A 23,579-nucleotide genomic window follows, 5' to 3' on the forward strand; every position below is an offset into this window, starting at 1 on the left:
GGACAGAGCTTTCGACATGACCGCCGGCCTCCCGTCCGGCCATCATGATGAATCATAAATACGCCCGCTTGGGTACCCCTGACGACTCATTCAGAATGAATTCCGCTCTAATCTCTGGTAAACCCGGGGCGGTTCAGCTCACTCGGAGGTCGGGGCTGCGGGTGTCGCCTGTGGTCCGCTGGGGCCGTAATCGAAAGCGGCGGTGGCGGGGCCGAAAGCCTTGAGACCCTCCGGCGCGTCGAAGGGATCGAGTTGCAGTTCGACGAGGGCGGCCTTGTCGCCGGCGGCGATCGCCTGCAAGGCCGCGGCCAGTTCGCCTTCGGTCGCGACGGTGAAGGTCTGGACCGCGCGACCGGGCGCGAAGATGCTGGGGAGGCCGGTATACTGCCAATTGGCGATGTCGTTATAGGCGGCCTGCATGCCGAGGATGAAGCGTTCGATCGTGTAGCCGCCATTGTTCAGCAGGAAGATGATTGGCTTCAGGTCCAGCCTCAGCAGGGTCGAGAGTTCCTGCGCCGTCAACTGAAACGAGCCGTCGCCGATGAAGAGGATGTGGCGGCGGTGGGGGGCAGCCAGCATCGTGCCCAGCAGGGCGGGCAATGTATAGCCGATCGCCCCCCAGATGTTGGAGGCGATATAGGTGACGTCCGGGGGGAGTTTCTCGCCGGTCAAGCCGATATTCGAGGTTCCGGCTTCGGCGATCACCACGTCGTCCGGGCGCAGGAAACCGGTCAGTTGACGCCATATCCGGGCCTGTCGCAGCGGCGAGGATGGTGGGAGGGTGGTGGGTGGCTGGACGGAGGGGGAGTGGGCCGGGGGGCGTGGCGGTGTGGCGGGCAGTTGGTCGATGAAGGGGGCCAGCAGGTCGCGGGCGACCACGCCCTCATAGACCGTCGCGCCGACGGTGACGTCATGGAAGCCCAGATTGATCGTTTCCGCCGGCAGGGATTGCGTGAACGAGCCGGAATTGCTCTCGATGAAGCGCGGCGACGTGGTGAGCAGGAAGTCGGCGTGCTCGATGCGCTCCCTGACCGCGGGCGCGGATTTGCCGCCGACATAGAGTCCGAGCGAGAGCGGGTCCGTTTCGCTCAGGATCGCCTTGCCGGTGCCGAGCGCGGCGTAGGGTGTCTGCGTCCTGTCGATGAAGGCACGGAGGAGACCGGTGAGGCCGAAGCGCTCCGCATCCATGTCCAGCAGCACGGCGGGCCGCCTGGCCTGCGCGTAAAGGCGGGACAGATGGTCCAGCGCGGCAGCCAGGCGGGCGGGGTCGCTGGCCGGTTCGGGCAGCGCGAAGGGCTGGTCCGGCACCTCGATGGTCAGGAAGGAGATGTCGGAGGGGAGCTGGATGTAGACCGGCCGCTTTTCCAGCAGGCAGGCGCGCAGGACCCGGTCGATCTCGGTGGCCGCGTTGGCCGGTGTGAGGCGGGTCTGCGCCGCAGTGAAATGCTGGTAGCAAGCCGCCATGTTGTCGAAATTGCCATCCGCCAGCGTGTGGTGCAGCAGCCATCGCCGCCGCATGGCGAACAGGGGCGGCGCGCCGGTGATGCAGACGATGGGAACATGTTCGGCGCAGGCGCCGGCGACGCCGCATAGCGCGCTGAGTTCGCCCACGCCATAGGTGGTGAGCAGGGCGGAGACGCCGGCCAGTCGGGCATAGCCGTCGGCGGCGTAGGCGGCGTTGAGCTCGTTGCAGGTGCCGACGAAACCGAGCCCCGCGACCTTGGGCACCTGTTCGAGGAACTGGAGGTTGTAATCGCCGGGAACGCCGATGATGTGGTCGATCCCGATCTGTTTCAGCCGGGTCAGCAGGAATTCTCCGATGGTGGTCTGCATCGTCTTCTCCGAATCTGGGCTATTTGTGGGACAGGCCGGTCAGGAATCCCATATCGACCGAGAGAGCGGCCTCCAGCACCACGCCATTGGTGCTGATGGTCCTGGCCGCCGGGTTGTAGTAATTGTCGGGGTTGAATATGTATTGAATGGTCGGCTCGACCGCGATGCCTGGCATGACCGAGATGTGGCCGCTGAGTTCGAGGCGCATGATGTTCTGCGAGCCCATCGCCGGATCGCCGCCGCCGCGCACGCGCATGCGCCGCTGAAAGAGCATCTGATGTTCCGACGCGCGGGCATAGCTGAATTTTATCTGCTCGGTATCGAGCTTGCGCCCGAACAGGCCGTGATAGCTGAGCCCCATTTCCGCAAGGCCCTTGAAGGGTGAGGACGGATCGGCGGCGAAGCCGAACGCCCCGAACAGATGCAGGGATTCGGGCAGCGGCTGAAGTACCGGGTGCGCGTGATCCTTGCGCCAGACCATCTGTTGCAGCCGGAATTCGCCCCCCGCACGCCCGTTATGGGCGGTGCCGGTATAAGGATCGGTATAGCGAGAGCTGTTGAAGAACCCCATGAGTTGGTAACGGCCGCCGTATTTATGGCTGATCATCAGATGCCTGAAGTTGAAGCCGCCGATGAGCAGATAGCCCGTCGCGGTGCGGGTGTCCCAGCGCCAGCCGTTGCCGCCCTGGTAATATTGATTGAGATTGGCCTCGAAGACGCCGGCTTCCAGGCTGAGATCGTCGACCAGGCGGGAGGTGAAATAACCGCCCCATGTCGCATAGGGGGGCGGCAGGACGCCGGCCGCTGCCTGCATGATCGGATCGGTGCAGTTCAGCGCGTTGTCGCAATTGTTGAAATAGAAATAGCGCCGAGGGTGGGTGCGCCCGACCGACAGGAGGATGCGGTCATGAAGCAGGCGCTGATAATAGGTCATCAGCGCGAGCCAGCCGCCGGCAAGATCGTTATGCATGTCGATCCCCGCGAAATAGGTGCCAACGGCGCCGGCGTAGGCCGGCGCGGAAGGATAGCCGGCATTGGCCGTGGGGCGAAAGAGAATTTCCTCGAAATGCAGTTCGCCGCCGTACAGGCCGATCATTTTCTGCAAATCGACATCGAACCCCAGTGCGATCCCCGTCCCGAGGCCGAAGCGGCCGTTGCGAGGGCCGACATTGGGGTTGGTGAAGTAATATTGATTGAAGATCGCGTGCGGCGTGATGCCGTACTGGCGGAAAAAATGCCCGAGGAAGGTCAGCGGTCCCCGGCGCGGCGGTGTGTAGGGCGATACCAGCAGGGGCGCACCGGCGAGAACCGACGGCGGCAGCGATGACGGCACGAACGTGATCGGTGCCGGAATATTGTTGTAACGTCGACTGATTTCCAGGGCGGACGGGTCGAGTGGCGTGGGGGTGGTGGCCGCCGGGGCGCGGGGCCCGAGCCCGGCGCAGAGGAGGACAGCGCCGGCCATGGCCGCGCGCCGGGCCGCCGGCCGCCGAGCCAAATGAGAGCATGTCACGAAAATTTCCTTCTGATTTGAATTATTCTTGTTTTTCAATCAGATCAGAATGCGATGGGGGCGACGATCGGGCAGGTTAGCCGACCGGACGCCGGCCGGCATGGGCTGCCAGGGACAGAAGCAGGCCGAGCGCCACGCTGAGATAGGCCGCGAACAGCACGCGCCATTGGTCGGGCAGCATGAAGGTGATCGTGTGGGCGGGGGTCCAGAAAAAGACCAGGCAGAGCGAGACCATGCGCGCCCACGGCCCGAAAGTGGGAGAGGTGAGGTATCGCAGCGGGGACTTGAAGCCTTCCTCGATTATCCGGTCGGTCATGAAATGCGACAGCATCATGAAAAATCCATACCCGGAAAAGACATTGATCCACAGGCTGACCAGGAAGGCCACGAACAGCGGGGGGAGGTGCGTGGCGGCCGTGGCGGCGTGGACGCCCGCACTCATGATCATGAGCGCGAGGGCGATCCAGATGCCGAAAAAGCCCCAGACGATCGCGCGGATCACGAGATGGTCCGCGATCCACGATCCGGAGGCGATGCGCCGCCGCAGGCACTCGCCGAACGTGGCCAGAAGGGCGAATTTGACGAAGGCGAGCGCGAAGGGATGGCCCTGCACGGTATGCACCAGGGAGATCACGCCCCAGCTCACGACGCCGAGATAAAGCAGCGCGACCAGATCGCCGATATGGATATGCATGTTTGCGCGCTCATGCGGCATGAGCGCCTTGTTTTCCAGCATTGTTCTACCCTTCATTTGTTGTTGTTCTAGGGTAAATCTGATTTTCAGGCGTATTGGCGCGCCCTGTATCGGGGCGGGCAGAACCTCTAACATGATTTGATTAGCATGTTAACAACCAAACCCGGCGGCGGTGCTCTCAAAGAAATGTGTTCGGCGGCGCGTCGGTGGAGGGATGAGCGGTTTTCTCAAGCCATTGGCGGCGCCAATCCCGGGGGGACAGGCCGGTCAACCTATGGAAGAAGCGGGAGAAATAGGCGGGATCTGGCAGGCCGATCTCGGCGGCGATGGTTTCGATGGGGCGGATGGTGAAGGCGAGCAGGCGCTTGCTTTCCAGCAGCCGCCTGTCGGAAATCAGGCGTTTGAGACTATGGCCGCAAGTCGTACGCGCCATCGCGTTGAGCTGGTACGGCGTGCAGCCGAGCTGTCGGGCGTACTCGGAAACCGACCAGGAATCGCGGAAATGCATTTCTATCAGGTCCGCGATGCGGTGATCGGCGGGGCGGGTCGCCTTGCTGTCCTGCATGCGGGCAAGGGTGGCGGCTTCTGCCAGGATCGCGTTGGCCAGGCCGCAGACGACGCCCTCCGCCGTGGCGGGATTCTGGCGATAGCGGTCGTAGCCGGCCTCCATCAGCGTGGTGATGAGCGGTGAGGGGCGCGGACTTTCCGACCCGTTGAGGATCAGGGTGTCGCGATAGGGGGGGCTGCGGAAAAACGATGATGTCGTCATCTCCGCGTCCTTGAGGGAGATGACGATGGCGTCGGAACCGTCCAGGACGTCGAACCCATGCACGACCTGCGTGGGCATGAAGACGAATGTCGGGGCAGTGAAGGGAATGATGCGATCGTCGATCGCGTAGGTGCCGCCGCCCGACGTCCATTGGCAGAGCTGGACCAACTGCGTGTGCTGGTGCGCTGCGACGTGGCCGTTGTGGAGGGAGCGGCGGTCCATCACTTTTTCGATATGGACCGAGCCGATATCGTCGGTTTTCGCGGTGCGGCCATAGGTGAGATAGGTCGGGACGTCGGTATTCCGCAGCATTTCAAAAATGTCCAACTCTTCTCGTTTTTTGTCCATTCTTTTCGGCTGGCGCCGCTTCTAGGGTCTGCGCGGAGACCACGTTCTCGGCTTTGCATCCGATAATAACAAAAAACGACAGGAGCGAGACATGAGCAAATGCTTCGACGCCAACGCTACCCTGGAGGAGGGGCGGACCGCCACGGTTCTGCCGTTTACCGGCGCCGAATATCTGGCGTCGCTGCGTGACGGGCGGAATGTCTATATCGATGGCCAGCGCGTCGACGACGTGACCGCGCACCCGGCCATGCGTAACGCGGCGCGCTCGATCGCCAGGCTGTATGATGCGCTGCATGACGCAAAGCGCCGGGAGGTTCTGACCACCCCGACCGATACCGGCAATGGCGGCTTTACCCACAGGAATTTCAAGGGGGCGAAATCGGTCGAGGATCTGCTGGGCCAGCAGCAGGCGATCGCGGAATGGGCAAGGCTGACCTATGGCTGGATGGGGCGTACCGCCGATTACAAGGCCGCGCTGACCAATACGCTGGGCGCCAATGCCGAATGGTATGGCCCCTATGCCGACAACGCCCGGGCCTGGTACAAGAAGACGCAGGAGCGGACGCTCTTCCTCAATCATGCGATCGTGAATCCGCCGATCGATCGCCATCGTCCGGCGGAAGAGGTGAAGGACGTCTTCGTCCATATCACCAAGGAGACCGATGCCGGCATCCATGTCTCCGGCGCCAAGGTGGTGGCGACCTCTTCGGCGCTGACCCATTACAACCTGCTGGCCCAGAGCTCGGCGACGGTGACGGAGGATCCGTCGATGTCTGTGACGTTCATCGCGCCGATGAATGCCCCCGGCATCAAGATGATCTGCCGGACCTCGTACGAGGAAACGGCGAACCGGGTCGGCACGCCGTTCGATTATCCGCTGTCGTCGCGCTTCGACGAGAATGACGCCATCTTGGTGCTGGACAATGTGTTCGTGCCCTGGGAGGACGTGCTGGTCCTGCGCGATGCGAAGCGGATCCTGTCCTTTCCCATCGGTTCGGGCTTCATGCAGGGCTATTGTTTCCAGGGCTGCACGCGCTTTGCCGTGAAGCTGGATTTCCTGGCCGGGCTGCTGGCCAAGGCGCTGCGCTGCACCGGGGGCGACGCGTTTCGCGGCAACCAGGCGGCGCTGGGCGAGGTGATCGGGCTGCGCCACATGTTCTGGTCGCTGTCCAGCGCCATGGCGCGCAATCCGCAGCAATGGCACAACGGCGCGATGCTGCCGAACCTGGAGGCGGCGCTGACCTATCGGGCCTTCATGTCCGATGCCTATCCGCGGGTGATCGAGCTGGTCCGGCGCTGCGTGGCTTCGGGGCTGATCTATCTGCCGTCCTCGGCCAGGGATTTCGCGAATCCGGAGATCAACCGCTATCTCGCGCAATATGTGCGCGGCTCGAACGGGATCGACCATATCGAGCGCATCAAGATCATGAAGCTGATGTGGGATGCCACCGGATCGGAGTTCGGTGGTCGGCATGCGCTGTACGAGCTGAATTATGCCGGCTCGCCGGAGGATGTGCGGCTACAGATCCTCAAGGGCGCCGAGCGCGGCCCGCTGCTGCGGGAGATGGAGGCGCTGGTCGAGACCTGCATGGGCGATTACGACGAGCATGGCTGGACCGCCGATACGTGGCTGCCGCCGGTCGGGTGCGGGTGAGGTGTGACATGAATGCGATGTCTCAACAGGATCGGGCGGCCCCCGTGGATGCGGCGGATGCCCTGGCGTTTCGTGCCGCGATGGCGCGGGTCGGCGCGTCGGTCAATGTGATTACCTCGGCCGGTCCGGCTGGACGGGGCGGCTTTACCGCGACGGCGATGAGTTCTGTGACCGACGATCCGCCGACGCTTCTGGTCTGCATGAACCGGCGGTCGGCGCAATGCGGGATGTTCTTGGAAAACGGGGTGTTCTGCGTCAACGTGCTGAGCAATGACCATGTCGCGCTGGCCGGCCATTTTGCCGGCAAGATCGCCGACATGGAGGCGCGTTATGCGTCGGGGGACTGGGAGACGCTGCCGTCGGGCAATTTCGCGCTGCACGATGCCATTGCCGCGTTCGACTGCCGGATCGTGGCGCACCAGCTTGTCGGCACCCATTACGTGTTGTTCGGCGAGGTGCTGGGCATCCGCCATCGGCCGACCGGGCACCCGCTGCTGTATCTGGATCGCGCCTTCGTCGGCTCGACCGTGGCCGTGCCGGCGGGGTGATCGCCGGTCGGCGGTCAGAATTTCGCCAGCCGGTGCAGGAGATCGAGCAGCAGGGCGATCTGGTCGCGGCTGAAATAATCTTCCAGCTCGGTATAGATTTTCATGCTGTCGGGCAGGACGCTGCGAAAGATGGCTTCGCCCTCGCCGGTCAGGCAAAACAGGTAGCGCCGCCGGTCGGACGTGGGTTGCAGCCGCGTGACCAGTGTCCGTGCCTCCAGATTGGCCAGGATCCGCGTCAGGCTGGGAGGAAGGATGAAGGCCCTTTCGGCGAGTTGGCTGGCGTCGAGGATCCTGTGTTCGTGCAGCAGGCGGATGACGCGCCATTGCTGGGCCGTCAGCCCATGCTCGGCCAGCAGCGGCCGGAAGCGGGACAGCAACGCCTCGCGCGCCGCCAGCAGGGCCACGGTCAGCGAGGTGGTCGTGGTTTGCGGCGAGGCGGCGGGGGCGGCGGTGTCGGTGGCCGGCGGGTCGCTTCGCGCCGATGCCGGGCGGATTTTCGGGGGCATGGTGGGACTCGATCCAGGATGTGGGACGGATTCGGCAAAACGATAGCCAAGACCCAAGGATAACGCAAACGTGTGAAGCCGGACATTCGGTCGCGCGTTATAAACTTAACACGTTAATTATATCCCGGAGACGGGGCACGGGAGCTTTTCGGGACCGTCATGGAACGGAAGAAACAGGAGTCGGGTCCGTGGGTAAACTAGAAGACAATGTGCGGAAGGCCGAGGCGTATCTGGATGCGATCCGCGCGCGGGGCATTCTGAACCGCATCGGCGGCGAGGATCGCCCGGCAATCGGCGGCGAGACGTTCGATACCATTTCTCCGGTCGATCTGAAGCCGCTTGCCCGGGTCGCGCGAGGCGGTGAGCGGGACATCGCCGCCGCGGCGAAGGCGGCGAAGGCGGCCCAGCCGGGCTGGACGGCGACCGGCGGCGCGAAGCGGCGGGAGGTCCTGCATGCGATCGCCGATGCGATCGAGGAGAATGCGGAGGAAATCGCGTTTATGGAATGTCTCGATACGGGGCAGGCCGTGCGCTTCATGGCCAAGGCCGCCTTGCGCGGCGCCGAGAATTTCCGCTATTTCGCCGATCGTGCGCCGGGGGCGCGCAACGGGCTGTCGCTGCCGGCCAAGGGGCAGGCGAATATCACCACGCGCGTGCCGGTGGGGCCTGTCGGGGTGATTACGCCGTGGAACACGCCGTTCATGCTGTCCACCTGGAAGATCGCGCCGGCGCTGGCGGCGGGTTGCACCGTGGTTCACAAGCCGGCGGAGTTCTCGCCGATTACCGCGTCGCTGCTGGTGCGCATCGCGGAGAAGGCCGGGCTGCCGCCTGGTGTGTGGAACACCGTCAACGGGTTTGGCGAGGATGCCGGCGCGGAACTGACGCGGCACCCCGACATCAAGGCGATCGCCTTCGTGGGGGAGAGCCGCACCGGGTCGATGATCATGAAGCAGGCAGCCGATACGCTGAAGCGCTTCCATTTCGAGCTGGGCGGAAAGAATCCCGTCATCGTCTTCAAGGATGCCGACCTGGAACGCGCGGCGGATGCGGTGCTGTTCATGATCTATTCGCTGAACGGGGAACGCTGCACATCGTCATCGCGCCTGTTGGTCGATGCGGAGATCGCCGACCGCTTTCTGGCGAAGCTTGCGGAGCGCGTCAGGGCCATCAGGGTCGGGCATCCGCTGGACCCGGAAACGGTGGTCGGGCCGTTGATTCATCCTGTCCATGAAAAGAAGGTTCTGGACTATATCGAGATCGGCAGGCAGGAGGGCGCGGTGGTCGCGGCCGGCGGCACGAGATACGAAGGGCCGGGTGGCGGCTGCTATGTCGCGCCCACGCTGTTTACCGGAGCCGATAACCGCATGCGTATCGCGCAGGAGGAGATTTTCGGCCCGGTGCTGACGGCGATCGCCTTCCATTCGGAAGACGAGGCGGTGGCGCTGGCTAACGACACCGAATACGGTCTGGCGGCCTATCTCTGGACATCGGACGTGACCCGGGCGTTCCGTGTGTCCGAGCAGATCGAGGCGGGGATGATCTGGGTGAATTCGGAGAATGTGCGGCATCTCGACACGCCGTTCGGCGGGGTCAAGGCGTCGGGGATGGGCCGCGACGGAGGGGACTGGTCGTTCGATTTCTACATGGAGACCAAGAACGTGAGTTTCGCGACGACCTTCCACGCCATTCCCAAACTCGGCTAGGGCAAGTCGGCCGGATTTCCGGGCGACCGACAAGAACAAAACAGCAGGCCGACGGTGCGAGACCGGCGGCTTTCCGGGGTAATATCCATGGCACTCGAAGCGTTCAACCTCTATCCCGATTTCAACGTCCTCCGCCTGAGCCATGTCGAACTGGGCGTGACGGATCTGGCCCGTAGCAAGGCATTCTATGCCGATACGCTGGGGTTGCAGGTGACCGACGAGGACGGCGAGCACATTTATCTCCGCGCGATGGAAGAGCGCGGGCATCACTGCGTCATCCTGACGAAGAGTGCGCAGCCGGAAGTGTATGCGCTATCGTTCAAGGTGTTTTCGGAAGCGGATCTTGACAAGGGGGCGGCCTATTTCCGGGACCTCGACTATCCGGTCGAGTGGGTCGTGCGCCCCTATCAGGGCCGGACGTTCCGTACCCGCGACAATAGCGGTATTCCGCTGGAGTTCTATTTCAAGATGGACCGGCTGGCGCCCATTCATCAGAAATACGCGCTGTATCATGGCGTGAAGCCGCTGCGGATCGACCATTTCAACTGTTTTTCGACCGATGTCGATGCGTCGGTCTCGTTCTATAACAAGCTTGGTTTCCGGACCACGGAATATACCGAGGACGAGGCCAGCGGCAGGCTGTGGGCGGCGTGGATGCATCGGAAGGGCGGCGTGCATGATATCGCCTTTACCTGCGGACGTGGCCCCCGGCTGCATCATACCGCCTTCTGGGTGCCGACGCCGCTGAACATCATCGACCTGCTCGATCTGATGGCGACGACGGGCTATGTCGCGAACATCGAGCGCGGGCCGGGACGCCATGGCATCTCGAATGCCTTCTTCCTGTATATTCTCGACCCTGACGGGCATCGGATCGAGATCTACTGCTCCGACTACCAGACGGTGGACCCGGATAACGAGCCGATCCGCTGGGACCTGAAGGACCCGCAGCGCCAGACATTGTGGGGAGCGCCGGCGCCGCGCTCGTGGTTCGAACATGGCAGCGTCTTCGCCGGGTCGGCCGTCGGCGAACCGGCGCTGACCGCGAGCCCGATCATTGCGCCCTGACCGGGCGATGCCGCAGGGGGAGGATGGCAGGATGACCGACCGATTTGTCAGTTTCTCGAAGGATGGGCAGGTGCGCTACGGCCTGCATCGGCCGGAGGGGATCACCGACCTGTGGGCGGAACATGGGATGCGATGGCCCGGCCTGCGCGAGGTGATCGCGGCGGGCATGCTGGAGGAACTGGCGGCCGGCGCGCCGAAGCGGGTGGATTTCCTGGAGGAGGAGATCCGCTATGAGATACCGGTGACCAATCCGGAAAAGATTCTGTGTGTCGGTGTCAATTTTCCCGATCGGAACGAGGAGTACAAGGACGGGCAGGCGGCGCCGGCCAATCCGTCCCTGTTCATCCGCTTTCCGCGCAGTTTCGTCGGGCATCTTCAGCCGCTGGTCAGGCCACCGGAATCGCCGCAACTGGATTACGAGGGCGAGATCGTGCTCGTGATCGGCAAGGGCGGCCGGCGGATCGCGCAGGAAGCGGCGCTGGATCATGTCGCGGCGCTGAGCCTGTGTAACGAGGGGACGATCCGCGACTGGGTACGCCATGCGAAATTCAACGTCACACAGGGTAAGAATTTCGACCGGACCGGATCGATCGGCCCCTGGCTGGTGCCCTATCGCTCGGAGGCGCAGATCGGCGATATCGCGCTGACGACGCGGGTGAACGGTGCGGTCCGCCAGCAGGACCGCACCGGCCGGATGATCTTTTCGTTCCGTAGGATCATTTCCTACATCTCGACATTCACCACGCTGGTGCCGGGGGACCTGATCGTGACCGGGACCCCGACCGGGGCGGGTGCGCGGCTGGACCCGCCGGTGTGGCTGCGGCCTGGAGACGTGGTGGAGGTCGAGGCGACGGGGCTGGGCGTGTTGCGCAACCCGATCGTGGATGAGGAATAGGGAGATGACGGGATTGTCTCCGGAGCAGATCGCTGTGGAGGCGGGGCTGCTGGACGAGGCCGAGCAGACGCGGCGGCAGGTCGGGTTGATCTCGCTGAAATATCCCGAAGCCGGGCTGGAGGATGCGTATGCGATTCAGGATGCGTGGGTGCGCCGCAAGATTGCCGGCGGGCGGCAGGTCATCGGCTGGAAGATCGGCCTGACATCGAAGGCGATGCAATATGCGCTGAATATCGGCACGCCGGATTCCGGCATTCTGTTCGACGACATGCTGTTCGAGGACGGAGCGTCGATTCCCGCAAGCCGGTTTATCCAGCCGCGCATCGAGGCGGAATTGGCCTTCGTGTTCAAGCGGGATCTGGATGGGGCGGCGGAGAGCGTGTTCGACGTGCTGGCGGCGACGGATTATATCGTGCCGGCACTGGAGATTCTCGATACGCGGATCCGTCGCGCCGATCCGCGTACCGGCGCGGCCCGCACGGTTGTCGATACCATCGCGGACAATGCCGCCAATGCGGGAATCGTGCTGGGCAGCGGGCGGTTTTCGGTCGACGAGGTGGATCTGCGCTGGGCGGGGGCCATCGTTTCCCGCAATGCGGTGGTCGAGGAGACCGGACTGGCGGCGGGCGTGCTGAACCATCCGGCGCGCGGGATCGTCTGGCTGGCCGAGCGGTTGCGGGCGTATGGCGGCGTGATCCGAGCGGGGCAGGTGGTGCTGTCGGGCTCGTTCATCCGCCCGGTCGAGGCTCGGCGGGGCGATACGATCGTGGCGGAATACGGCAAGCTGGGGACAATCAGTTGCTTTTTTGAAAGGGAAGCGTGACATGCCGGCACCTCGGAACGGTTTCAAGGCGGCGCTGCGCGACGACAGGTGCCTTCTCGGCCTGTGGCTGGCGCTGGGCGAGGGCTATACGGCGGAGATCTGTGCCGGGGCGGGGTTCGATTGGGTGCTGGTGGATGGCGAGCACGGGCCGAACGATATCCGCAGCATCATGCGGCAGGTGCAGGCGATCGCGCTGACCGGCAGCCATGCCGTCGTCCGCCCTCCGGTCGGGGAGGATTGGATCCTGAAACAGATCCTCGATATCGGGGCGCAGACCGTGCTGGTGCCGATGATCGAATCCGCCGCACAGGCGGCTTCGGTGGCCCGTGCGGTGCGCTATGCGCCTGATGGGCGGCGCGGGATCGGGGCTGCGCTGGCGCGGGCTTCGGCGTTCAACCGCATACCGGACTATCTGTCGTCGGCGGATGATGAGATCTGCCTGCTGGTGCAGGTCGAAAGCCGCGCCGGACTGGCGGCGCTGGACGAGATCCTGACGGTCGAGGGCGTGGACGGCGTGTTCGTGGGGCCGGCGGACCTGGCGGCGGATCTGGGCTATCGCGGCAATCCCGGGCATCCGGCGGTGCAGGAGACGGTCAGGGCGGCGCTGCGGAAGATCGTGGCGGCGGGCAAGCCGGCGGGGATTCTGTCGAGCGATCTGGCCCTGTCTCAGAGCTATGTCGCGCTGGGCGCGCGATTTGTCGCGATCGGCAGCGATGTGGGCATTCTTGCCGGGGGAACGCGGAGATTGCTGGAGGATTTTCGCGGCGGCATGAAGGGGGAGGCATAGGGCGGACGGAGGCAGGACGCCGGGGGTTATCGTCCGGCGAAGAGTGGATGCAGGCTGCTGTGCTTGCCGTCATAGACCTGGGCGGGGCTCTCGTCGATTTGCAGGGTGAGGCCGACCGGCCGGGCGGCCAGCACCGGATCGAGGGCGGCACGCAGGACGGCGAGCAGCGCGTCGCCGACCGATTTGTGCGTCTGGGCGCTGCGACCGGCGCCGATCCGCAGATTGGCGTAGAGGAAACCGTAATCGCCCTGTCCGTCGGCGACGGCGCCGTGCGCGGCGGGATAGGCCAGGACGCGGGTGCCGCCGGTGGGGAAAACCTGTTTTCCGTTCTCGTCGCGTCGGGTCAGCATTGTGTCGGCGAGAGAACGCGTGAGCACGTCGAAATCGACGTCCTTTTCCAAATCGCGCGTATAGAGCAGGACAAGATGTGGCATGGCGTCTTCCTTCCCGTAGCGATATCCTGGCCATGATAGGGGAACATGGTGGTGAAGTCACGGGAGTTCATCGTTTTCGAATGGACGGGCGTCGTGCCAGATGATCGGGCCTGTTCTCAAATCTGTTTTATTTAAAAGAAATATGTTTGTTTCTTCTGATGTGCGTGCGAGGCATGTTGCCTGCATGCAAGGTGCATGACATCCAAAAAAAGAGGGATCAATCCCCGCATGGCCACCTTTCTTCCCACGTCATCTTCCCACGGCCTGAGCCGGGGGGAGATTCGCACGCTCGCCCTGGCATCGCTTGGTGGGGCGCTGGAATTTTATGATTTCGTTATTTTCGCCTTTTTCGCGAAAGTGATCGGCCAGCATTTCTTCGCCGCCGGGCAGCCCGACTGGCTGCGGCAGACGGAAACGTTCGGCCTGTTCGGCGCCGGGTATCTGATCCGGCCGCTGGGTGGGCTGGTGATGGCGCATTTCGGCGACAAGACCGGGCGCAAGCGGATGTTCACCCTGAGCGTGCTGCTGATGGCGCTGCCGACGCTGGCCATGGGGTTTCTGCCGGGTTACGGGACGCTGGGCATCGCGGCGCCGCTGATCCTGCTACTGCTGCGCATGATGCAGGGGGCGGCGATCGGCGGCGAGGCGCCGGGGGGCTGGGTGTTCGTGGCCGAACATGCCGGCCGCGCGCGCGAGGGCCTGGCCTGCGGGCTGCTGACCGGCGGGTTGCAGATGGGCATTCTGCTGGGGTCGCTGGTGGCGCTGGCGCTCAACGGTTTTCTGTCGCCGGAGCAGGTCGGCAGCTGGGGGTGGCGGGCCGCCTTCGTGCTGGGCGGGATTTTCGGGTTGCTGGCGATGGTCCTGCGGCGCTGGCTGAAGGAGACGCCGGTGTTCGCGGCGCTGAAGGCGCGTGCGGAGGTCGAGCAGCAGATGCCCCTGGTCACCGTGCTGAGCGCGCATCGGCGCGAGGTGGTCCTGTCGGTGATCGCCACCTGGGCGCTGACGGTGGCGATCATTGTGCTGAACCTGATGATGCCCAGCCTGATGCAGACGCTGTACGGCATGCCGGCCGGCGTGACGTTGCAGGCCAGCCTGGTCGAGACGATGGCGGGAGCGGTGGCGGTGGTGCTGTTCGGGATCGGGGTCGATCGCTGGGGAATGCGGGCGATGGCGCCGCTGGCGACGATTCTGCTGATGGCGGCGGCAGTCGGCCTGTACCGTCTGGCGCCGGTGCATCCCGAGTGGCTGCTGCCGATGGCGGCGCTGGCCGGGATCGGCTGCGGCTTTACCGGGCTGGTGCCCATCGCCATGGTGCGGGCCTTTCCGGCGCCGGTGCGGTTTTCCGGCCTGTCCTTCTCCTACAACGTTGCCTATGCCGTGTTCGGCGGGCTGACGCCGATGGCGGTTTCGGCCCTGATGGCGCATACGGCGCTGGCCCCGGTCGTCTATATCCTGGTGGCCACGCTGTGCGGGGGAATCGCGCTGTGGCGTATGCCCGATTGCGAGGCGCCGGCATCGCGGTTCGCGGAAGCGCCGTCGGCCGAGGGAGGGATGCCGGGGCGTGGGCCCAATCTCGACGGCATTGCCTGAGTGCCGGGAGGGCGCCGGTCGGACGGGGGTGATCGACCGGTCGTTCAACTCTTGCGCCGGCGGTCGCGGGGCGACAGTATGATGCCGGACGCCCGGCGGCGCGTTCGCATGGCCGGCAGAGACGAAAGAGGGGACATGGCGCGACCTCGGGCGCAGGATTACGACGAGAAGAGGCAGCTCATCCTGCGCAATGCCGCGAAGTTGTTTGCCGGTTTCGGTTATGTCGGGGCCTCGATCACCATGATCGCGGAAGCGTGCGGCGTGTCGAAATCGTTGCTGTATCACTATTACAGCGACAAGGAAGCGGTCATATACGACATCCTTGCGACGCATCTGGGGCATTTGGTGACTGTTACGACCGGGGCGTTCGAGCGCGCGCCGGCGGGCCAGAAGCTGGGCGCGCTGTGCCTGGCGCTGCTGGACGCCTATCGCGACGCGGATGCCGAGCATCAGGTGCAGTTGGCCAATTTCAAGCTGCTCTCGCCCGCGAACCAGGAAAAGCTGCGTCTGTTCGAGCGGCGGCTGGTGAAGCTGATGTCGGATGCGGTGGTCGATGCGGTGCCGGAGCTGGCCGGAACGCCGATGCTGGCGCCCAGCACCATGTCGGTCTTCGGCATGATAAACTGGCATTATCTGTGGTTTCATGACGGCAAGGGGCTGACGCGCGAGGATTACGCGCGCCTCGTGACGCATTTCATCGTTTCGGGCGGCAGGACCGCGCCGGCGCTGCTGGCGGGCGGTGCGGCCGCGGACGGGACGGCACCCGTACCGAAGGCGGTGCGGGCGGGCAGGCCCGCCGCCGCGCGCGCCGGACGGCGGGCCGCGCGGTCCTGATGGCCCCCCGGGCGCGGTGCCGCCGGATGGCCGGATCGCGATGACCGCGCCAGCCACCGCGCCCGCGCTGGCCGCCTTCCTCGACGCGTTCGGCCGGACACGTTTTCGGCTATGGTCCGTTATTATCACCATCTATGGCGATGCGATCCTGCCGCGCGGGGGGAGCGTGTGGGTGGGGACGCTTCTGGCGCTGTGTCGCGGCATGGAGGTGGAGGAGAACGCGGTACGCACCGCCATGTCGCGCCTGGCGGCCGATGGCTGGGTGAGCCGGACGCGCCATGGCCGCAACAGTTTCTATGCGCTGGCCCCCAGGGGGCGGGAGGCGTTCCTGCTGGCCGCCGAGCATATCTATCGCGAGCGGGCGCCGCTGTGGACGGGGCACCTGACGATGGTCATGCCCGATGCGTCGGTGCGGGAGACCGCGTTTCCCGCGCTGGCCGAGGCCGGATTCGGTTCGCCGCTGGGCGGACTGTTCGTGGCGCCGGGCGGGCGGGCGGTTCCACCCGGCGCGGCCTGTCCGGCGTTCGCGCTTTCCGGGCCGGTGGAGGCGCTGCGCGGGCTGGCCGCGCGCGCGTGGCCCCTGGAGGACATCGCGCGGGAGTATCAGGCGTTTCTCGACGCGTTCGCGCCCTGCGCGGAGGGGCTGGACGCCGGGGCGGGACTGGACGATCTGGGGGCGATGGTGGCACGGATCGTCCTGATCCATGCCTATCGCCGCATCGTGCTGCGCGATCCGCTGCTGCCTGCCGAACTGCTGCCGGCCGACTGGCCCGGCGAGCGGGCGCGGGCGGTGTGCGGGCGGATCTATGACCGGCTGCGGGCGGGGTCCGAGCGCTGGCTGGATGAGAATGCCGTCGGCGAGGACGGGGCGCCGCTGCCGGCCGGCGGTGAGGCGCGATTCCGATTCTGATCGGGTGGATCTGTAAAATTCCTGTGTTCGGGAGGACATATTACAGAATATAATTTGATTCTTTTTTTCGGTAATATATTGAAGAGGGCATAGAGGCTGCCTGAAGAGTCGCGCCGGATCGCAGGCCGGGCGACTGTGCCGGCTGCCTCCAAGAAGGAGGCAATCCCGATGTATACCAAGTCGCTGAATGCGGCCCCCGAGGCACGGCCCGACCTGGAGGATGCGGAGCAGACCGCACGCTTTCTGGAGCGCGTGGATGCCGAGGAACGGATCGAACCCAACGATTTCATGCCCGCCGCGTATCGGCGGACCCTGGCGCGGCAGATTTCGCAGCATGCCCATTCCGAGATCATCGGCATGCAGCCGGAGGGCAACTGGATCACGCGCGCGCCCTCGTTGCGGCGCAAGGCGGCGCTGCTGGCCAAGGTGCAGGACGAATGCGGCCATGGGCTGTATCTGTACGCTGCGGCGGAGACGCTGGGGATCGCGCGCGAGGAATTCGTCGAGCAGCTTCTGTCCGGCAGGGCGAAATATTCCTCGATCTTCAACTATCCCACGATGACCTGGGCCGATATCGGCGCCATCGGCTGGCTGGTCGACGGGGCGGCGATCATGAACCAGATTCCGCTCTGCCGCTGTTCCTACGGGCCGTATGCCCGCGCGATGATCCGTGTGTGCAAGGAGGAATCCTTTCATCAGCGCCAGGGCTACGAGATCATGATGACGCTGGCGCGCGGTTCGGCGGAGCAGAAGGCGATGGCGCAGGATGCGCTGAACCGCTGGTGGTGGCCGAGCTTGATGATGTTCGGGCCGCCCGACGGGCAGAGCACGCATTCGGACATGTCGACGCGCTGGAAGATCAAGCGGTTTTCCAATGACGATCTGCGCCGGAAATTCGTCGATGCGACGGTTCCGCAGGCGACCTATCTGGGGCTGACGCTGCCGGACCCGGATCTGCGCTTCGACCCGGAAACCGGCCATTGGGCGCATGGCGCGATCGACTGGGAGGAATTCAGGAACGTGATTGCCGGCAACGGTCCGTGCAATGCCGACCGCCTGGCCCGGCGGCGCGAGACCCATGAGAGCGGTGCCTGGGTGCGCGAGGCCGCCGCCGCCCATGCCGCCAGGCAGAAGGCGCGTCGCGCGGCCTGAGCGGCCGCTGCCATCCCGCGCCCTCGCGCGTCATCAAAAGCAAGAACAAGGAAAAACGCGTCATGACCGAGACCATGACCACGCTGTGGGAAGTGTTTATCCGCAGCCGCAACGGCCTTTCGCACAAGCATGTCGGATCGCTGCATGCCGACGATACCACGCTGGCGCTTCAGGCGGCGCGGGACCTGTATACGCGGCGGGGCGAGGGGCTTTCCATCTGGGTGGTGCCGTCCACGGCGATCACCGCGTCCGATCCGGTGGACAAGGCGATGATGTTCGAGCCGACGGCGTCGAAGATCTACCGTCATCCGACCTTCTACGAGGTTCCTGAAGAGGTCGGCCATATGTGACGCGCGGGGTTGCCCGGCGCGCATGCATTCCGGTCTCTATCGGTTTCAGGAACAGGTCCATGGCTACGACATCCATTCAATTCAAAGCATCGCCTTTTGCCAGTTATCTTCTTCGGCGTGCGGATGATGCGCTGATCCTTGGTCATCGCCTGTCGGAATGGTGCAGCAGGGCGCCGACGATGGAAGAGGATATGGCGCTGGCCAATATGGGGCTGGATCTGATCGGCCAGGCGCGCGCGCTGTATACGCACGCCGCCGAAATCGAGGATGCCGGCCATGACGAGGACCAGTTGGCCTATCTGCGCGACGAGCGGGCCTATGGCAATCTGCTGCTGGTCGAGCAGCCCAACGGCGATTTTGCCCAGACGATGGTGCGGCAGTTTCTTTACGCGGCCTTCATCGATCCGTATTGGCGGCTTCTGACCGGCTCGGCCGATGCGACGCTGGCCGCCATCGCGGCCAAGGCGGAAAAGGAGAGTGCCTATCACCTGCGCCACAGCGCCGAATGGGTGATCCGGCTGGGTGACGGCACGGCGGAGAGCCATCGTCGCGCGCGGGCCGCGATCGCCCGGCTGTTCCCCTATACGAACGAGATGTTCGACGTGCCGGCGGACGAGGATGTGCTGGCGGCCGAGGGGCTGGTGCCCGACCCGGCTGCGTTGCGCGCGGTCTGGCGGGACACCGTGTCGGATGTGCTGGGGCGGGCGACGCTGGCACTGCCGGAGGGGGGATGGATGCAGTCCGGCGGGCGCGACGGGCGCCATTCGGAGCATCTTGGTCCGCTGCTGGCGGAATTGCAGTTTCTCCAGCGCAGTTTTCCGGGCGCGACATGGTAGACGAGGCCGCGCCCTCGGGTCCCGCCGCGCGCCGTGCGGCGGTCTGGCGGGTGGCGGGGACGGTGGTCGATCCGGAAATACCGGTGCTGACCATCGTCGATCTGGGTGTGCTGCGCGATGTCGCCATTCGTGGCGAGACGGCGGAAATTTCCATAACGCCGACCTATTCCGGCTGTCCGGCCATGAACATGATCGCGCTGGAGATCAGTCTGGCGGTCGAAAAGGCTGGATTGGGGCCGGTTACGGTCAGGACCGTGCTGTCCCCGGCCTGGACCACCGATTTCCTGACCGACGACGGGCGCCGCAAGCTGAAGGATTACGGCATTGCGCCGCCGGCGCCGGCCGCCGGCCGCCGCGCGCTGTTCGGCGTCGAGACCGTTGCCTGTCCCCGCTGCGGGTCGACGGATACCGGGGAGATCGCACCCTTCGGCTCGACCTCGTGCAAGTCCCTGTGGCGGTGCAATGCCTGCCGGGAACCATTCGATTATTTCAAATGTCACTGATCCAGGCTCGTTTCGAGCGAACGCATCATGACGGGATTCAGATATGGCCATCGTTCACGACCCCCTCGTTGCCGCGCCGTCCGCCAGCCGGGCGCGGGTGCCGCGTTTTTACCCGCTGCGGGTGACCGAGCTGCGGCGCGAGACGCCGGATGCGGTGTCGATCACCTTCGAGATTCCCGACGATCTGCGCGAGGATTATCGCTATGAGGCCGGGCAGTATCTGACGCTGAAGACCGAGATCGACGGGGAGGAGCTGCGTCGTTCCTATTCGATCTGTTCCTGCCCCGACGATGGGGAGATGCGCATCGCGGTCAAGCAGATCGAGAGCGGGGCGTTTTCCACCTGGGTCAACACGGTGCTGCGCCCGGGAGATCTGCTGGATGTCATGACGCCGACCGGGCGGTTCGGGCTGCAGAACAGTCCGGGCAACGGGCGGACGCATGTGGCCTTTGCCGCCGGGTCGGGGATCACGCCGGTGCTGTCGATCGCCCGGACGGTGCTGGCGCGCGAGCCGCAAAGCCGGTTTTGCCTGTTCTATGGCAACCGGTCGATCGATACGATTCTGTTTCGCTCGGAACTGGAGGATCTGAAGGACCGGTATCTGGAGCGGCTTTCGGTCTTTCACGTCCTGTCTCGCGAAGAGCAGGATCTGCCGGTTCTGAACGGGCGGCTGGATGCAGCGAAGGCGCGCCTGCTGCTGACGGCGCTGGTGCCGGCGCGGGATGTGGCGCACGCCTTTCTCTGTGGCCCCAGCGAGATGATCGAGGAGATCGAGGGGGCGCTGCGCGGGCTGGGCCTGGCGGAGGGGCAGATCCATGCCGAGCGGTTCGTCTCGGCTTTTTCCGGGGTGCCGCGGCCGCGGCCTGTCGTCTCGCCGACGGCCGCGCCGGCGCATGTCGCGGCGTTGATCGTGGACGGCAAGCGGCGGGAGGTGCCGGTGGCGGCGGACGAGACGATCCTGGACGCGGCCCTGCGCGCCGGGCTGGACCTGCCGTTTGCCTGCAAGGGCGGCATGTGTTCGACCTGTCGCGCCAAGGTGGTGGAGGGCGCGGTCGAGATGGAGGTGAATTACGCGCTGGAACCGTGGGAGACCGAGGCCGGGTTCGTCCTGACCTGCCAGGCGCGGGCCAAGACGGACAGGGTCGTCATCGATTACGACCAGATGTGAGCGTTCGAGATGACCGGCAATGGCTGCGTATTTCAGGTGGGGGAGGGGATGTCGACGATCCTCTCGTTCGACGAGGGCAGCGTTCGGGACATCGCGACGCTGATCGGCGATACCAACCCGCTGCATCATGACGCGGCGGTCGCGAAGGCCAGCCGCTTCGGGCATCTGATCGCCAGTGGCGGCCATTGCGCCGCCATGATGCTGGGGGGGCTGGCCGGGTGGCTGACGGAGCGGGATGCCGCCGTGGGGCTGGATTTCGCCTTCTGGTTCCGCAAGGCGGTACCCGCGGGCTGCCGGGCGCGGCTGACATGGCGCATTGTCGCGATCCAGCCCAAGGACAGTCTGAAAGGGCATCTGCTGACGCTGGAGGGGGTTCTGGACGACGGGGAGGGGGACAGGTTCATCACCGCCTCCTCCACCGCCCTGGCCGGCCCGCCGCCGGCGGTTACTCGGTAATCGCGTGGCCCTGGGGGATGCCCTGGGGATTGCTGCGCGCGGCGACCTCGCGCGGGTAGGTGTCCTGGGCCCGTTTGATGAGGAACTGGCGGATCGCTTCGATATCCCGGCGCGGCAGGATGTCGTCGAAGCGGGTCATTCCGTAGGCCGTCAGGGCGCCCCGGCCGACGACGTTGTAGAATGCCGTCCGGTCGCGCAGGGCGCCCGACCAGCGCAGGTCGGGCAGGACGCCGCCGGATTGCGCGTTGTCGCCGTGGCAGGCCTGGCAGAAATTTTCGTACAGCTCGTATCCGGCCCCTGCCTGTCGCGTATCGACATGTGATGGCGGCTGGACCGGCAAGAAGCCCTTGTCGTTCTGAGCGGGCAGTCGGGCCGTGCCGTCGAGGGCGAAGACCAGCAGGCGGGAATGATTGACCGTCCAGCCCGAGGACAGGGCGGTCCGGCCCAGCAGCAGCGGATAGATGCCGCCCCATCCTGCTTCCACGGCGATATATTGCCGGCCGTTGACCTGGTAGGAGATCGGCGGCGCGATGATGCCGCTCTGGGCGTTGAAACGGAAGAGATCCGCGCCGTTCGTCGCGTCGTAGGCGTGGAAGACGCCGTTGGCGAGGCCCTGGAACACCAGGTCGCCGCCGGTTGCGAGCAGGCCGCCATTCCAGGGGCCGCCGTGATCGACGCGGAAGATTTCCTTCTGCTGTTTCGGGTCCCAGGCGATCAGCCAGCCTTTGAGGGTCTTGATGAACCCGTCGCGCACGGCCGGGTCGTCGGGTAGGCCCTGCATGCTGATTCCGAGATTGAGCCCTTTCTGCTTCAGGGGCTGCGGATCGGGGACGTACATCATCGGGATCTGCTGCGCGGGGATATAGACCAGGCCGGTTCGGGCACTGTAGCTCATGGCCGCGAAATTATGACCGCCCAGATCACCGGGCAGGCCGGCCCAGGGCTTACCGGTCACGGAATAGAGGGCATCGGGCACGATGTCGGGCCGTCCGGTCAGCGGATCGACGCTCCTGGCCCAATTGACCGGCACGTAGGGCTTAGCCGAGAGGAACTGGCCGGTTTTCGCATCCAGGATGTAGAAGAAGCCGTTTTTCGGCGCATGGAGCAGGACGTGGCGCATCCTGCCGCCGATCTCGAGATCGGTCGTCATGATGGGCTGGGTCGAGGTATAGTCCCACTGGTCCTGCGGTGTTTCCTGGAAATGCCAGACATATTCACCAGTTTCCGGACGGATGGCGACGATCGAGCCGAGGAAGAGATTGTCGCCGACGCCGTCCGAACGCTGTTTGTAGTTCCAGGGGGACCCGTTGCCGACACCGACATAGACCAGATCGGTCCGTGGATCGTAAACGATTGCGTCCCATACCGTGCCGCCGCCGCCGGAATGGGTCCAGGCGCCGTTGGGACCCCAGCTCTGATAGGCCATGGTCGTCAGGGGGGTGTCGGAGGCCGCGTGGTCGGGCTGGTTCGCGCGGTTGGGCGTGGTGAAGAAGCGCCATTTCAGCGCGCCGGTTTCGGCATCGAAGCCGGAGATGAAGCCGCGCGCGCCGAATTCGGCCCCGCCATTGCCGATCATGACCACGCCCTTCGCCACGCGCGGCGCGCCGTCCGTGACGTAGGATCTGATATCGCCCAGCCAGGAATCCTTGGGAATCGTCTGGACGTCCCAGACCTTGCGTCCGGTCTTCGCGTCCAGCGCGACCAGCCGGTTGTCGAAGGTGCCGACGAAGATTTTCCCGTTCCAGTAGGCAGCGCCGCGATTTACGGTGTCGCAGCAGCCGCGCACCGCCGACGCGCCGGGCACCTCGGGGTCGTAACTCCAGAGCAGCCTGCCCGTGGCCGCGTCGTAGGCGCGCACCTTGCTCCAGTTCGTTGTGGCGTAGAGGATGCCGTCGACGACCAGCGGCGTGCCTTCCTGGCCCCGGTTGGTGTCAAAATCGCTGAACCAGGCGAGTTTGAGGCGGCCGATCGTGTCCTTGTTGATCTGGCTGAGCGGGCTGTAATGCTGCTCGTCATAGGTGCGCCCGTTGGTGGGCCAGTTCTGCGGCGACCGATCGGCCTGTGTGACCACGGGGTCGTCGGTTGCCGCCTGTGCCGGTGAGGGAGAGAGCGCGAACATGGCCAGGATGCACGTGTACAGGGTTGTCCGAAACAGGTGAGGGTGTGTCATGATATGGCTCTCGACCGGTCGCTCCCGCGAGGGGG

The 23,579-nt window shown here is 65.0% G+C and carries 23 protein-coding genes; 16 read left to right on the forward strand and 7 right to left on the reverse strand.

Going from position 1 to position 23,579, the window contains the following annotated elements:
* Positions 1-138 precede the first annotated feature (138 nt).
* The 4 genes from HLH48_RS09800 to HLH48_RS09815 form a co-directional block, all read right to left on the reverse strand.
* Positions 139-1,833, reverse strand: coding sequence for an alpha-keto acid decarboxylase family protein (locus tag HLH48_RS09800; protein WP_182997331.1), 1,695 nt, complete (start codon positions 1,831-1,833; stop codon positions 139-141).
* A gap of 19 nt (positions 1,834-1,852) precedes the next feature.
* Positions 1,853-3,298 (reverse strand): carbohydrate porin, encoded by a 1,446-nt coding sequence (locus HLH48_RS09805; RefSeq protein ID WP_182997332.1) that lies wholly within the window; start codon positions 3,296-3,298, stop codon positions 1,853-1,855.
* Positions 3,299-3,422: 124 nt separating this feature from the next.
* On the reverse strand, positions 3,423-4,040 hold the full coding sequence (locus HLH48_RS09810; protein ID WP_182997333.1) for a hypothetical protein: 618 nt from the start codon (positions 4,038-4,040) through the stop codon (positions 3,423-3,425).
* A 178-nt stretch (positions 4,041-4,218) separates the two neighbouring features.
* On the reverse strand, positions 4,219-5,121 hold the full coding sequence (locus HLH48_RS09815) for a helix-turn-helix domain-containing protein (RefSeq protein ID WP_182997334.1): 903 nt from the start codon (positions 5,119-5,121) through the stop codon (positions 4,219-4,221).
* 127 nt (positions 5,122-5,248) lie between these two features.
* Between HLH48_RS09815 and HLH48_RS09820 the strand changes: the two genes are divergently transcribed.
* Together HLH48_RS09820 and HLH48_RS09825 are read left to right on the forward strand one after the other, a co-directional pair.
* A complete protein-coding gene (locus HLH48_RS09820) occupies positions 5,249-6,811 on the forward strand; it encodes a 4-hydroxyphenylacetate 3-hydroxylase N-terminal domain-containing protein (protein WP_182997335.1) in 1,563 nt (520 codons plus the stop codon).
* Positions 6,812-6,819: 8 nt separating this feature from the next.
* Entirely contained in the window at positions 6,820-7,359 is a 540-nt protein-coding gene (locus HLH48_RS09825) for a flavin reductase (protein WP_220795070.1), read from the forward strand.
* Between the two features lie 14 nt (positions 7,360-7,373).
* On the opposite strand, the gene hpaR is transcribed toward HLH48_RS09825, so the two are convergent.
* A complete protein-coding gene (gene hpaR, locus HLH48_RS09830) occupies positions 7,374-7,865 on the reverse strand; it encodes a homoprotocatechuate degradation operon regulator HpaR (RefSeq protein ID WP_182997336.1) in 492 nt (163 codons plus the stop codon).
* 188 nt (positions 7,866-8,053) lie between these two features.
* Here hpaR and hpaE point away from each other — a divergent pair, with 188 nt between their 5' ends.
* The 5 genes from hpaE to HLH48_RS09855 all read left to right on the forward strand — a co-directional run bounded on the left by hpaE (position 8,054) and on the right by HLH48_RS09855 (position 13,141).
* The gene (gene hpaE / locus HLH48_RS09835; protein ID WP_182997337.1) at positions 8,054-9,568 is read left to right on the forward strand and encodes a 5-carboxymethyl-2-hydroxymuconate semialdehyde dehydrogenase; all 1,515 of its coding nucleotides are present in this window, start codon (positions 8,054-8,056) and stop codon (positions 9,566-9,568) included.
* 87 nt (positions 9,569-9,655) lie between these two features.
* Positions 9,656-10,636, forward strand: a complete 981-nt coding sequence (gene hpaD / locus HLH48_RS09840) for a 3,4-dihydroxyphenylacetate 2,3-dioxygenase (protein WP_182997338.1) — start codon at positions 9,656-9,658, stop codon at positions 10,634-10,636.
* Positions 10,637-10,667: 31 nt separating this feature from the next.
* Positions 10,668-11,531 carry a fumarylacetoacetate hydrolase family protein gene (locus HLH48_RS09845; RefSeq protein ID WP_182997339.1) on the forward strand — a complete coding sequence of 288 codons (864 nt, stop codon included), beginning with the start codon at positions 10,668-10,670 and terminating at the stop codon, positions 11,529-11,531.
* Positions 11,532-11,535: 4 nt separating this feature from the next.
* Positions 11,536-12,354, forward strand: a complete 819-nt coding sequence (gene hpaH, locus HLH48_RS09850; RefSeq protein WP_182997340.1) for a 2-oxo-hept-4-ene-1,7-dioate hydratase — start codon at positions 11,536-11,538, stop codon at positions 12,352-12,354.
* A gap of 1 nt (position 12,355) precedes the next feature.
* Positions 12,356-13,141 carry an aldolase/citrate lyase family protein gene (locus HLH48_RS09855; protein WP_182997341.1) on the forward strand — a complete coding sequence of 262 codons (786 nt, stop codon included), beginning with the start codon at positions 12,356-12,358 and terminating at the stop codon, positions 13,139-13,141.
* Between the two features lie 26 nt (positions 13,142-13,167).
* On the opposite strand, the gene HLH48_RS09860 is transcribed toward HLH48_RS09855, so the two are convergent.
* Positions 13,168-13,575 (reverse strand): 5-carboxymethyl-2-hydroxymuconate isomerase, encoded by a 408-nt coding sequence (locus HLH48_RS09860; protein ID WP_182997342.1) that lies wholly within the window; start codon positions 13,573-13,575, stop codon positions 13,168-13,170.
* 228 nt (positions 13,576-13,803) lie between these two features.
* On the opposite strand from HLH48_RS09860, the gene HLH48_RS09865 reads away from it, so the two are divergent.
* The 9 genes from HLH48_RS09865 (at position 13,804) to HLH48_RS09905 (ending at position 21,374) form a co-directional block, all read left to right on the forward strand.
* Positions 13,804-15,165 (forward strand): MFS transporter, encoded by a 1,362-nt coding sequence (locus HLH48_RS09865; RefSeq protein ID WP_182997343.1) that lies wholly within the window; start codon positions 13,804-13,806, stop codon positions 15,163-15,165.
* A gap of 135 nt (positions 15,166-15,300) precedes the next feature.
* The gene (locus tag HLH48_RS09870; protein ID WP_182997344.1) at positions 15,301-15,999 is read left to right on the forward strand and encodes a TetR/AcrR family transcriptional regulator; all 699 of its coding nucleotides are present in this window, start codon (positions 15,301-15,303) and stop codon (positions 15,997-15,999) included.
* Positions 16,000-16,039: 40 nt separating this feature from the next.
* Positions 16,040-16,909 carry a PaaX family transcriptional regulator C-terminal domain-containing protein gene (locus HLH48_RS09875; RefSeq protein WP_182997345.1) on the forward strand — a complete coding sequence of 290 codons (870 nt, stop codon included), beginning with the start codon at positions 16,040-16,042 and terminating at the stop codon, positions 16,907-16,909.
* Positions 16,910-17,077: 168 nt separating this feature from the next.
* Positions 17,078-18,061, forward strand: a complete 984-nt coding sequence (gene paaA, locus HLH48_RS09880) for a 1,2-phenylacetyl-CoA epoxidase subunit PaaA (protein WP_182997346.1) — start codon at positions 17,078-17,080, stop codon at positions 18,059-18,061.
* 62 nt (positions 18,062-18,123) lie between these two features.
* Positions 18,124-18,411 (forward strand): 1,2-phenylacetyl-CoA epoxidase subunit PaaB, encoded by a 288-nt coding sequence (paaB, locus tag HLH48_RS09885; RefSeq protein WP_182997347.1) that lies wholly within the window; start codon positions 18,124-18,126, stop codon positions 18,409-18,411.
* A 59-nt stretch (positions 18,412-18,470) separates the two neighbouring features.
* Positions 18,471-19,247: a 1,2-phenylacetyl-CoA epoxidase subunit PaaC gene (gene paaC, locus HLH48_RS09890; protein WP_182997348.1), complete on the forward strand. Its 777-nt coding sequence runs from the start codon at positions 18,471-18,473 to the stop codon at positions 19,245-19,247.
* The gene (paaD, locus tag HLH48_RS09895) at positions 19,241-19,750 is read left to right on the forward strand and encodes a 1,2-phenylacetyl-CoA epoxidase subunit PaaD (protein WP_182997349.1); all 510 of its coding nucleotides are present in this window, start codon (positions 19,241-19,243) and stop codon (positions 19,748-19,750) included. Before paaC ends, paaD begins: the two co-directional genes overlap by 7 nt.
* Positions 19,751-19,793: 43 nt before the next feature.
* A complete protein-coding gene (gene paaE / locus HLH48_RS09900) occupies positions 19,794-20,918 on the forward strand; it encodes a 1,2-phenylacetyl-CoA epoxidase subunit PaaE (protein WP_182997350.1) in 1,125 nt (374 codons plus the stop codon).
* Between the two features lie 48 nt (positions 20,919-20,966).
* Positions 20,967-21,374, forward strand: a complete 408-nt coding sequence (locus HLH48_RS09905; protein ID WP_182997351.1) for a MaoC family dehydratase — start codon at positions 20,967-20,969, stop codon at positions 21,372-21,374.
* Here the strand turns inward: HLH48_RS09905 and HLH48_RS09910 are convergent.
* Positions 21,364-23,493, reverse strand: coding sequence for a PQQ-dependent dehydrogenase, methanol/ethanol family (locus HLH48_RS09910; protein WP_246387219.1), 2,130 nt, complete (start codon positions 23,491-23,493; stop codon positions 21,364-21,366). The two genes, HLH48_RS09905 and HLH48_RS09910, sit on opposite strands and share 11 nt — an antisense overlap.
* Positions 23,494-23,579: the final 86 nt, after the last annotated feature.

Source organism: Gluconacetobacter sacchari (genome assembly GCF_014174255.1).
Classification (GTDB): domain Bacteria; phylum Pseudomonadota; class Alphaproteobacteria; order Acetobacterales; family Acetobacteraceae; genus Gluconacetobacter; species Gluconacetobacter sacchari.